General features: G+C 58.6%; 13 protein-coding genes. 5 read left to right on the top strand and 8 right to left on the bottom strand.

What is annotated here, in order from left to right; translation table 11 throughout:
• Window positions 1–8: 8 nt before the first annotated feature.
• Entirely contained in the window at window positions 9–1,754 is a 1,746-nt protein-coding gene (locus ACFWW2_RS05745; protein ID WP_393926854.1) for a DNA polymerase III subunit gamma/tau, read from the bottom strand.
• A 65-nt stretch (window positions 1,755–1,819) separates the two neighbouring features.
• The gene (locus ACFWW2_RS05750) at window positions 1,820–2,182 is read right to left on the bottom strand and encodes a YidH family protein (RefSeq protein ID WP_393926880.1); all 363 of its coding nucleotides are present in this window, start codon (window positions 2,180–2,182) and stop codon (window positions 1,820–1,822) included.
• 185 nt (window positions 2,183–2,367) lie between these two features.
• Here ACFWW2_RS05750 and ACFWW2_RS05755 point away from each other — a divergent pair, with 185 nt between their 5' ends.
• Window positions 2,368–3,903: an ankyrin repeat domain-containing protein gene (locus ACFWW2_RS05755; protein ID WP_393926856.1), complete on the top strand. Its 1,536-nt coding sequence runs from the start codon at window positions 2,368–2,370 to the stop codon at window positions 3,901–3,903.
• Window positions 3,890–4,381 carry a protein-tyrosine phosphatase family protein gene (locus ACFWW2_RS05760; protein WP_393926858.1) on the top strand — a complete coding sequence of 164 codons (492 nt, stop codon included), beginning with the start codon at window positions 3,890–3,892 and terminating at the stop codon, window positions 4,379–4,381. The genes ACFWW2_RS05755 and ACFWW2_RS05760 overlap by 14 nt, the downstream gene beginning before the upstream one ends.
• An 18-nt stretch (window positions 4,382–4,399) precedes the next feature.
• Here ACFWW2_RS05760 and ACFWW2_RS05765 read toward each other — a convergent pair whose 3' ends face one another.
• A complete protein-coding gene (locus ACFWW2_RS05765) occupies window positions 4,400–5,128 on the bottom strand; it encodes a hypothetical protein (RefSeq protein ID WP_393926860.1) in 729 nt (242 codons plus the stop codon).
• Window positions 5,129–5,207: 79 nt separating this feature from the next.
• On the opposite strand from ACFWW2_RS05765, the gene ACFWW2_RS05770 reads away from it, so the two are divergent.
• The 3 genes from ACFWW2_RS05770 (at window position 5,208) to ACFWW2_RS05780 (ending at window position 6,498) form a co-directional block, all read left to right on the top strand.
• Complete coding sequence (locus tag ACFWW2_RS05770) at window positions 5,208–5,921, top strand: DUF6502 family protein (protein ID WP_393926862.1); 714 nt, start codon at window positions 5,208–5,210, stop codon at window positions 5,919–5,921.
• Entirely contained in the window at window positions 5,918–6,040 is a 123-nt protein-coding gene (locus ACFWW2_RS05775) for a hypothetical protein (RefSeq protein WP_393926864.1), read from the top strand. Before ACFWW2_RS05770 ends, ACFWW2_RS05775 begins: the two co-directional genes overlap by 4 nt.
• 143 nt (window positions 6,041–6,183) lie before the next feature.
• Window positions 6,184–6,498: a DnaJ family domain-containing protein gene (locus ACFWW2_RS05780; RefSeq protein WP_393926866.1), complete on the top strand. Its 315-nt coding sequence runs from the start codon at window positions 6,184–6,186 to the stop codon at window positions 6,496–6,498.
• A gap of 19 nt (window positions 6,499–6,517) precedes the next feature.
• On the opposite strand, the gene rsgA is transcribed toward ACFWW2_RS05780, so the two are convergent.
• From rsgA to ACFWW2_RS05805, 5 genes are all read right to left on the bottom strand, one after another.
• Entirely contained in the window at window positions 6,518–7,549 is a 1,032-nt protein-coding gene (rsgA, locus tag ACFWW2_RS05785; protein WP_393926868.1) for a ribosome small subunit-dependent GTPase A, read from the bottom strand.
• 833 nt (window positions 7,550–8,382) lie between these two features.
• Window positions 8,383–9,366, bottom strand: coding sequence for a DUF1963 domain-containing protein (locus tag ACFWW2_RS05790; protein ID WP_393926870.1), 984 nt, complete (start codon window positions 9,364–9,366; stop codon window positions 8,383–8,385).
• A 36-nt stretch (window positions 9,367–9,402) separates the two neighbouring features.
• Window positions 9,403–9,576 (bottom strand): hypothetical protein, encoded by a 174-nt coding sequence (locus ACFWW2_RS05795; RefSeq protein WP_393926872.1) that lies wholly within the window; start codon window positions 9,574–9,576, stop codon window positions 9,403–9,405.
• A gap of 138 nt (window positions 9,577–9,714) precedes the next feature.
• Entirely contained in the window at window positions 9,715–10,635 is a 921-nt protein-coding gene (locus ACFWW2_RS05800) for a DUF1963 domain-containing protein (RefSeq protein ID WP_393926874.1), read from the bottom strand.
• 11 nt (window positions 10,636–10,646) lie between these two features.
• Window positions 10,647–11,055: DUF4261 domain-containing protein (locus tag ACFWW2_RS05805; protein WP_393926876.1), on the bottom strand; the 409-nt coding region annotated here is incomplete at its 5' end.

Here is an 11,055-nt window from a genome sequence, read left to right on the forward strand (position 1 = left end):
ATCGCGCCTCAATCCTCGTCGAACGGGTCCCATTCTTCATCCACTTCGGGCAGGGCGTCTTCAAGGGCGTCCTGCGCCTTTTCCGCCTCAGTCCGGATCTCTGTGATCTTGGCCTTGGGGAATGCGGCAATCACTGCCCGGACCAGCGGATGTTGCTCGGCCTCGGACCGGATGGCGTTTTCGGCGGCGTCGCGGACCTCGGCAATTGTGGGGGCGCCGCCGTCGGCCACGCTGATCGCCCAGCGATTGCCGGTCCAGGCTTGCAGCCGTGATCCCAGCCGCCCGATCAGGTCGGGGGCGGCGTCAGGTGTCGGGTTCACCTCGATCCGGCCGGGCTGGTAACTGACAAGTCGCAGCCCGGTTTCGACCTCGACCAGCAGTTTGACGTCGCGGTGGGCGCGGATCAGTTCGACCACATCCTCGAACCGCGCGTAATGATGCAGGGCGTCGGTCGCCAAAGCCACGGCTGTTTGCGCGCCAGATGCGGTTGGACCGGCTGGCGCGGAATGGGTCGGGGCAGGGGTGGCAGAGACTGCGCTGGTGCCGTTGCCGGACGGGGCCGTGCGCGGTGCTGCGGGGGCGGTTGGTGGCGGTGTCGCGTCCTGCAATTTGCGCACCAACTCGTCCGGGCTGGGCAGGTCGGCCACATGGGTCAGGCGGATCACGGCCATTTCGGCGGCCATCATGGCATTGGGGGCCATCGCGACCTCTTCCAGCGCTTTCAGCAGCATCTGCCACATGCGTGACAGCACCCGCATTGGCAACTCACCCGCCATGGCCTGACCGCGTGTGCGTTCATCGGGGCTGATTGTCGGGTCCTCGGCTGCCTCTGGTGTGATTTTCACGACACTGACCCAATGACAGACCTCGGCCAGATCACGCAGCACGGCCATCGGATCGGCGCCGTCCGCATATTGCGCGCTGAGTTCGGTGAGCGCGTCGGCCGCCTGACCCCGCAGGATCATATCGAACAGGTCGAGCACACGGCCACGGTCGGCCAGCCCGAGCATGGCGCGCACCTGTTCTGCGGTCGTTTCGCCGGCCCCGTGGCTGATCGCCTGATCCAGCAGCGATTGCGCGTCACGGGCGGACCCTTCGGCGGCGCGGGTGATCAGTGCGAGCGCTTCATCGGTGATGGCTGCGCCTTCCGCATCCGCGATCTTGCGTAACAGGCCGATCTGCGCCTCCGGTTCGATCCGGCGCAAATCAAAGCGCTGGCAGCGGGACAGGACCGTCACCGGGACCTGCCGTATTTCGGTTGTGGCAAAGATGAATTTGACGTGCTCGGGCGGCTCTTCCAGCGTCTTCAACAGGGCGTTAAAGGCGTTTTTCGACAGCATGTGCACTTCGTCGATGATGTAGATTTTGTAGCGGGCCGAGGCCGCCCGGTAATGCACGCTGTCGATAATCTCGCGGATGTCGCCGACGCCGGTGCGGGATGCGGCATCCATTTCCATCACGTCCACATGGCGGCCTTCCATGATCGCCACGCAATGTTCGCATTGCCCGCATGGATCGGTCGTTGGGCCGCCTTGGCCGTCTGGGCCGATGCAGTTCATGCCCTTGGCGATGATGCGGGCGGTTGTGGTTTTGCCGGTGCCGCGGATGCCCGTCATGATAAAGGCTTGCGCGATCCGATCCGCTTCAAACGCGTTTTTCAGCGTGCGCACCATCGCATCCTGCCCCACCAGATCGGCAAAGGTTTCGGGCCGGTATTTCCGGGCGAGCACTTGATAGCGGGGTTGGTCGGACATGACGGCCTTTGGCGGATTCGTATCGGGGGCAGCCTAAGGCCGTGCCGTGCCAAGGTCCACCGGGATCAGAGCCACCAGAGAATGGCCCCTGTTGCGACGGCGCCGACGGTCATGACAACGGCGATCAGTGTCATGTTGGTGGTTGGTTGCGGGGTGGTTGCGTGGTCTTGCATCCGCCGGAGCGTCTGACAGGATTTGTTACGCGCCGACCAGAAGATAAAGATGGCGACGATAACGAACACATTGGCCACCAGTTTCGGCACCCATGTGGGCGAGAATCCCGAGAACACCGCCTTGAGCCCCAGCGCCACGCCCAGACAGGCCATGCCTGTCCGCATCCACCCCGCGAATGTGCGTTCGTTGGCCAGAATGGTGCGGTCTTCGGCCCAATCGGTGCGGGTTTCGGCAAGTTCGTTGCTGTCACTCATGATCATGACAATAGCCGGATACTTGCATAAGGCGAGGGTCTGGTTTACGAAATGCCGGCCGTGTTGGGCGGCACCCAGGTTCGCGGACAGCGTGATGCACCCAATGACGACCTTTGGATGACCGATCATGGTCTTTCTCATTTTCCCGGATCAGCGAACCGGCGGGAGACATGGTGAGGAAGCCAATGACAGACCCACTTGATGCCTTGCGCAGGCAGGCGAAAACCCTTCATAGACTTTACGAATCCGGCGATAAACCCGCCATTGCCCGTGTTGATATGGTCAATCCCCGCAAGGGTGATCTGAAACACGCCGATTTTCTGCATGTGATTGCCCGCGAACAGAATTTTCCCAGCTGGCCGCAGATGAAGATCGCGGTTGAGACCCAGGGGATGGACCGTGCGGCCAAGCAGCAACGCCTGAAGATCGCGATTTTTCATGGGCAGGTTCAGGTTGTCCAGCAGATGATCTGGGATACGCCGGATCTGGCCGACGGTGCCTTTGGCTTGCAGGTGGCACTTTTCGATCTGGCCGCTGTGCGCCGCGTTCTGGCTGATGACCCCGGGGCGGCGACCCGGGCCATCGGGCCGCGTCGCCCGATCCTGCATCTGGCTTTTTCAAAGATGCTGACGGCCTGGCCCGAGAAGGAGGCGGATATGTTGGCGATTGTTGAATTGCTTGTCGCCCATGGGGCGGATGTGAATGACGGCTTTCCGCATGAACCCGGCAGTGATCATAGGCTTTCGGCGCTTTATGGCGCGATTGGCCATGCCGGGAATATGCCGCTGGGCCGCTGGCTTTTGGATCATGGGGCGGATCCGAATGATGGCGAAAGCCTTTATCACGCGACGGAACTGGGTCACCAAGAAGGTCTGAAACTGCTGCTGGAGCATGGGGCTGATCCGAAAGGTACCAATGCGCTGCTTCGGGCGATGGATTTTCACGATGTGGCGGCGGTGCGCATGTTGCTGGATGCCGGGGCCGATCCCAATGAATTTACACCCGATGAGGTGGGTGGCGAGGCCCCTTTCGTTGTGCCTGCACTTTTTCAGGCGGCGCGTCGGCATGCGCGGGCGGATATGGTCGAACTGTTGCTGGATGCGGGTGCCAATCCGGGGCTGAGCTGGCAGGGCAGCAGCGCCTATGCCGCGGCTTGCGTTTTTGGCAATGACAGCCTGTGCGAGCTTTTGCAAAAGCGAGGCAATATGCCGCGCCTTACGCAGACCGAGCAAATTCTGGCTGATTGTGCGCAAGGAAAAGTGGTGCCAGGTCGCTGGATTGATATCGCACAGGTTCCGCCGGCCTTCACCAATATCATCACCGAGATATTGTCGCTGCCAAACCCTTTGCGACATGTAGAGGCGCTGGTTGCGGTCGGCGTACCGTGGGACGCACCTGATGCGCAGGGCATGACGCCTGTTCAGATGGCCGGTTGGCTGGGCCTGCCAGATATGGTGGCCTGTTTCCTACGGCTTGGTCCTGATCTGGGCCATATTAACGGGTATGGCGGCACATTGCTTAGCACCATCATCCATGGATCGGAAAACTGTCCCGCTCGGGCTGAACGGGATCACATTGCCTGTCTGACGCTCGCGTTGGAGCATGGCGTTGCCTTGCCGAAACGGGCGATTGATCTGGCCGGTGAACCGGACGTGGCCGCGTTTCTGGCTGATTGGGCAGAGGCGCATCCGGGCCAGATTGTGGAGCATGGGATTGCTTGAGTTTGTGATCCACAGCCTGCCGGTGGGGGGCGGTGAACTGGCCATCACCCCCATGCCGGGTCGCACGCGGCATTACTATACCGACTGGCTGCGGCTGATGGAGTGGCGGCCGTCGCTAGTGATTTCCATGACGGCACAGGCGGAGTTGGACCGGAAAGGCGCGGGCAGTCTGGGCAGCGATCTGGCGAATGCAGGGATCGGCTGGCTGCATCTGCCGGTGCCTGATTTCGGCGTTCCCGGCGATGATCTGGACTGGACTGCCGTACGGGATCAAGCCCTTGGCGTGCTGGCAGATGGCAAGCGGGTGTTGGTCCATTGCTTTGGCGGTTGCGGGCGGTCGGGAATGATGTGTCTGCGGCTGATGATTGCGGCAGGTGAAGACCCCGACGCAGCCCTGGCAAGGCTGCGCCGGGTGCGCCCATGCGCGGTGGAGACAGCACCGCAATTGGCATGGGCACGCGGCGGTGCCACGGCGTAAGATGGGTCTTGACCCATCCTACCGGGCGCGGGCCGCAAGCTCTGACAGCATCGTTTCGATGTCCGGCACCAGCGCTTCGGCCACTTTCAGGGTGGCTTGCGCGCGCAATTCATTGCTGCGCCTATCGGCTTGAAAGGTGCGTGCAAAGCCTGACAGATCGGCGGCGACCTGCGTGGTGCCATAGGGATAGCCGTTGCGCACATCAACAAAGGCCGCGGCACCGATGCCCGCGACGCTGATATTCCGGGTTGGCAACAACATCCCGCCCACCAGCGTGACGTCGGCCAGCGCAAAGGGGGTGTTGCCAGTGCGGCTGCGCGCGCCGATCTCGTAAATGATTACATAATCAAGATGTTGGCGGGCGGAGGCCAGCCGTATCTGCTGGATTGCGGCCGCAGCTGTGCCGGACTGGTGCCGGTTGATGCCGGTCGCATTACTGCCGGTCATCGCCATGATCAGCGGGCTGACCGGGACAAATTCACCATAGCGGCTGTTGCGTTCGGCGATATCGGTGAAGAGCGCCGTTTCCTCTGCCGGCGGCAGGGTCAGACTGCCATTAACGATCCGTGCGATCCCGATGCGGGCGGGGAAGCGCAGGTTGGGTTCGACAGCGGCGGCCTTGGCGATGTCTTCGTCGATAAAGCTGGCCGGTGTGGCAGCGATGAAATCGGCGCCGGATGTTGTCTGGATGCTGGGGCCGCAGGCGGCAAGCGCCAGAAGGATAAGTGCGATGAGGGGGCGGGTCATAGGGTTCTCCAAAAATGTGCAAATTACACATATTTTGAATCTGCTTGTGCTGTCAACTTAAAATGTGCAATTTGCACATATGAAAACCGTTCTTGATGCCTTGCTTGCCCCGATTGCACGCCTTTGCGTCGCGCGTGGCGTCCTGTTTGCAGAAGCGGCCGAGCGGCTGAAGGCACAGTTTGTCCGCGCCGCGATTGGCCAGATTGACGGCAAGGTCACTGATAGCCGCCTGAGCGTCATGACAGGCTTGCAACGCCGTGACATCGCGCGGCTGCGGGCAGAGCCGGATGATGCGCAACCACCCGTCAATCACCTGTCCCGCCTTGTTGCGCAATGGGTCGCACAGGGCGGGGATGCATTAACGCGCAAATCCTTTGATTCGCTCGCGCAGGAGATTCGCCGCGATGTGCATCCTGCCACGATGCTGGCGCAGCTACGGGACGCGGGCACTGTCGCGGTCACAGATGAAGATATGGTTGAGCTACTGGCGCGGTCCTATCAGCCGCTGCCCGGAACAGACGCGCAACTTGATTATCTGGCGCGCAATGGGGGCGATTTTCTGACGGCCGCGACCGCGAACGTGATGCAGGACCCGGCCCCGTTTTTTGAACGTGCCGTGCATTACAACCAACTGTCCGCAGACGCCGTGGCCGTGCTGGAGGCCGAGTACAGGGAGGCCCAGATGTTGGTCTTGCAGCAGATCAACGCCCGCGCAGCCGCATTGCAGGCCACCGAGCCGGGCCATATGCGGTTCCGCGCAGGCGGGTATTTCTACAAAGAGGATGAGGCATGATGCGGCGACTGGTTTTGATTGTTCTGTTGCTGGGCCTTGCAGCCTGCGCCGCACCCACCGAACAGGATGGCGGGATCGGTGGAACAGGGGCGCCCGTTACACGAGAGATGGCTGTTTAGGATATTCGGCAAATGTCTTGTTGATACAGATGACTTAGCAGGCACTTTGTGACGTCGATTTGAATTCGATTGTCGAGCGGTCGCGCTACCAATTGACGGGTCACTATCTTATACGAACGCAGTGTCATCCGATTGAGGGTCCTATGGATCATCCGCTTATTTCATTGATTGATCAGAAGATCGCCGAAGCCGAGAAACAAGGCCAGTTCGACAATCTGCCGGGGGCGGGCAAGCCGTTTGAGCATCTTGGCGATCCGAAGGATGCGCTGCTGGACCGGATGGCGAAAGAGGCCGATGTCAAATCCCCGATGGTGGTTCTGAAGGAACAGATCGCGGCGTCAAAGACCCGGCTGCGAGGCTTGACCGATCAGGAGGCACGCAAGGCGGAAATGAAGACCCTTGCGGATCTGCAAACGCGCCTTGCGCTGGAGATTGAGGCGGTCAAGCGGTTCGGTTGAGGTGGGGTAAAACCCCACCCTACCGCTTTTTCTTGTTCTGGGCGTTTTTCACCATTTTCCCGAATTTGCGATACCGGTCCCGCGCCTGGGCGATGGTTTCGGTCGCGTATTGGTTTTCCCGTTTGAGTTTCTGGAACCGCCTGAGCCGGTCCGGATCCACATCACCGGCGGCAATGGCGGCCTGCACCGCGCAGCCCGGTTCGCTGTCATGTTCGCAATCTCGGAATTTGCACTGTTCGGCCAGTTCCGAGATTTCGGGAAATGTGGCGTCGATCCCGTATGCGACCTCGGCCACGCCCAGCCCGCGCATGCCCGGCGTGTCGATCAGCCAGCCGCCGGTGGGGATCTGATGCAGGGAGCGCCCCGTGGTGGTGTGCCGCCCACGCGCGTCATCCTCGCGGATGTCCTGCGTGGCCGCCTGTTCCCCGGTCAGCGCGTTGGCTATAGTGGTTTTGCCAACGCCGGAGGACCCGGCGAAAGCGACTGTCTGCCCCTTGCCGCACCAGGGGGCGAGGGTTTCCCTGACAGTGTCGGATTTGGCGTTGATCGCCAGCACCTCCAGATCCCGGCCAAGCCTGCGGGCCTGATCGACGTAAACCTCTGGATCATCGGTCTGGTCGGCCTTGGTGATCAGGATCACTGGCGTGATCAGCGCGTCATGGGCGAGGGCGAGATAGCGTTCCAACCGGGCCGGATTGAAATCATTGTTGCAGGATGTGGTGATGAAAAGTGTGTCGATATTGGCGGCGATCAGTTGCTTTTCACCGGTGTGGTATTCGGTCCCCCGGCTAAGCTCGGTCTTGCGATCCAGCACGCGGGTCAGACGGTGTTGGGCCGGGTTGCACAGCACCCAGTCGCCGACCGCGACCGCGCCGGTGGTTATGCCGGGATCGAGGGTGAGTTCCAGCGGGCCGATTTCGGAAAGGGCCACAACCCGGTCGCGATGGACCGTGGAGATGCGGGCCGGTGTGAGGCTTTCCAGCTCTTCGATTTCGAACTGGGACATGTAGAAGGGCGACCAGCCAAGGGCGTCGCGTGTGAGGGTATTCAATGGAGTGTCCTCGTCAAAGGAAATGCGTTTGCTGGCGCGGATGCGTCAGCGGGGGCCGGACGAGGGGACGGAAATAGCTTCAGCGCACCCGGGCCGGGAGGATGGATCGCACAATCATTTTTGTCCTCCTTTTTCGAAGTTGCTGGGCGCAGAATGCCATCTTTGCGAGGGCGGTGCAACAAGGGGTGTGCGCAACGTTCGGTGATGTGGAGAGGGGCGCGCAACACCCCTGTTGACGCGAATCGGATCAAAGCCCGTTAACGTGAGGGTTATTGGCCAAATCGGCGGTCGGCGATGCGTCGGCAAAACGTCGGACTAGCGTCGGACCCTTTGCGCGGGTTTGGCGGGGTTAACGGGGCGAGCGGTGTGAGTGTGAACGCGGTGTTAAGGATTGGGGGCGGGTTTGAAGGGGTGTTCGAAGCAATTATGAAATGGGGTGGCGGGTGAATTCACCCACCCTACGCTTGCTTTTGTTTTATTCCATTGAAGCCTGAATATATTGGTGATGCCCTCAAGTGCCGAAATTGCAACGGTGTTGTATGCACTAAGCATGCCTCGGCCGGTACTTTTGTGCATAGACACATCGTATCCTTGAGCAACTTGTGCATCATTCGGCAGGTAAACACCATTCCGGAAGCCATGAACGTCAAAATCGATTGTTCGTAGTTTTCCATAGGCATCGTCAAAAGCCTTTTTTATCTTCGCGTCACGGAATGCCTCTTTGGGAATTAGATGATGATACCGCCCATTACTACCGTCATACTTTGACCTAGGCTCAATGCGATCCTTCGCGGCTTCATTAAAAGTGCTCTGAAAATTGTAGTTATTCGCCGTCAGAACTCTTCTCCAATCAAAATATTGTCAAAATTCCCAAAAGCAAGATCTTGTTTATTTATCCAGAATACAAGATTATTCAAATTTCGATATGAGTAACCAATATTGGGGTCATCGGAAAGAAGACGAAAAAGCACGATATGTTGCTCCGTCAGCCGAGGGCATTCACCGTCAGCATCTGCATTTTTTATTGCTTCTTTCGATGGAAACTGATGCGATCTAGGAGATCCGAACATCCAATGGGGCACTTTAAGATATCGCAAGTCGCCGTTTTCTTTTTCTCGATCCAGTTGATAAAAGGAACATTCATCTAGTACTTTTTCGTTTAACGCATCTGTTTTGTAACGTAACTCCTTACTTTCATAAGTTGTAACATCCTGCGATGGGTTCTGCATCTTGATGATGTCATGTTCTGGGTAGGTATCCACCACCACGAAGTTCATTGGCCACCGATGCAAGCCGGTCGCGGTGGTGACGCCATACGTTTCTCGCATGTAAAGATAATCTTCATACTGAATCGCTTCCCTTATGGTCCCTGCTGGCGGGTGTTCCTCATCCAAATCTGGAAGCGGCGGCGCCTTTCGCGGTCGGCAACGGCTGACGTCCTCGGGGATGTAGATGACGCGTGCACATTGGCCAGTTAGCAAAGGCGATATTGGTGAACTCTCATCTTCTGACGCCAAAATCGGCTCGACAAACACGAATAGGATTCCGGTGTCTGGATAGTCTGGAAACCCTAGCGACTTCGGTACATATCTCAAATTAATCTGAAATATAAAATGCATTGGAATGACTACTTTGGGCCAAGGACAGTTGTAGACAGGCCATTCAATGTCGGCGGGCAGAGATGGTTCCCCACCAAACCAGCATCCCGGCATACCTAAGTCGGTCTGATTGGTCGTTCGCAACAAGACCGCTGCCTGCTGGCGGATGCGGGACAGATAACCATCAATCTCCGCATGACTAAATGTGTCTCCACTCATCTCGATCCCCCTAACGCGCAACTTCCAGTGTCATTTTCATCCGGTTCCCTTCAAGGCTAAACCGAAACCGCTCATCCTCGCTGACCCCCAGCGTATCACATCGTTCAGCACCGGTCCGTGCCAGAACAGGTAGGTCACGGTGCCCACCAGCCGCTCCGCCACGTCAGCGAGTGGCGATGCCACGGGTTCCAAATCCAGCTCATATCCCATGAAGGGCCTCGGTCCCTGCGTCTCGCCACCGAAGCACCCGTCGACCAGCGTCCTTTGTGTCGATACCCCGGGGGCATGAAATCATCCATTCCACGCTTGCCGACCAAGGGTAGCGGAACTGGATGGATAAACTGGCCATTAGTGATCTTCCCATACAATGATGTCGTCAAAATTTTGCGTTTCCAGATCATTACGATTGATCCAGAAAGTCTCTGGCTTTGCCTGCAACGAGTGTTTTCCGATATCATCGCAGGCGAATTTGAACAGCTGAATATGATCTTCCGAAATTGGTCGAAGGTGTCGTTGATAAGCGTATTTGCCAACTGCGTCCTTCGTGGGCATTCGCCGTGTATCCGCCGCACCGAATATGTAGTGCAGCGGTATCTCGACGACGCCGCAGTCTTCCAGACGCGTGCAACCAAAGCGGCGCTTTATCAACTGTTCTTGCTCCGCTGCCTCCAAGGCATTGACACGGCTTAGACAACCCCACGGCAAATCCCTACTAGGAAACGGATTGTCGCACATCGGATTGGGGTAGGTTTCGACGACGACGAATTCAAAGTTCCATTTTTGGTAGGATGTGGTTTCGAATTGGTATGGCCATTGCTGATCTTCAGGCAAGACGGAGAGGTCGGGCATTGGTGGCGGGCGTCGTGTTGGGTAAGTTGACGTGTCGTGGTCAACGAATATCACCCGCGCGCCTTCTCCAGACTGCAGCGGCGGCGTCTCCTCCTCGTCAAAAATTCCAATTGGCGCCAGTCGCTGCTCATAGAAGACAAACAGCGTTCCCTTTTTTGGTAAGGGCGGCAAACCCAATACCTGTGGCACATACGCGAGGTTGATCTGAGCCAAGAAATGATGGGGGAGTTCAAGACCAGATTGTCGGTGCTTGTAGATCGGCCATTCTACGTCTGGGGGCAAGGTTGGGTCACCTCCAAACCAACAGCCCGGTGTGCCTTCATCATCTGGCTTGGCGGTGTGCAGCATGGCAATGGCTGGCTGTCTGCGTCGTGCCATCCACGCCTCAATCTCATCGTCTGTCAGTTTTGGCGAGTTCATGTCTGCACTCCTTACGTTCCGGAGGATTCCAATGTGATATTCATGGTCGCTTTCTGTTCATCTAGCGCCAACCGAAACCGTTCATTCTCGTTCACCCCCAACGTATCCCCATCGTTCAGCACTGGTCCGTGCCAGAACAGATAAGTCACTGTGCCAACCAGCCGCTCCGCAACGTCAGCGAGTGGCCATGCCACCGGTTCCAAGTTCAGCTCATATCCCATGAAGGGCCTCAGTCCCTGCGTCTCGCCCCCGAACCGCTCGCCATCCTGCGTCATCTGCACCGACACCCAGTAGCGGGTCGGGAACGCGGTGTCGGGATCATTGTCGAAGGCGGGCAGCACGGCGTCGGCGTAGTCAGTGAATTCCGCCCAGTCGCAGAGCCGCTCGCTCGACACCCAGTAACCGCCCAACGGCACCCCG

The organism is Yoonia sp. R2-816, assembly GCF_046762905.1.
Classification (GTDB): Bacteria; Pseudomonadota; Alphaproteobacteria; order Rhodobacterales; family Rhodobacteraceae; genus Yoonia.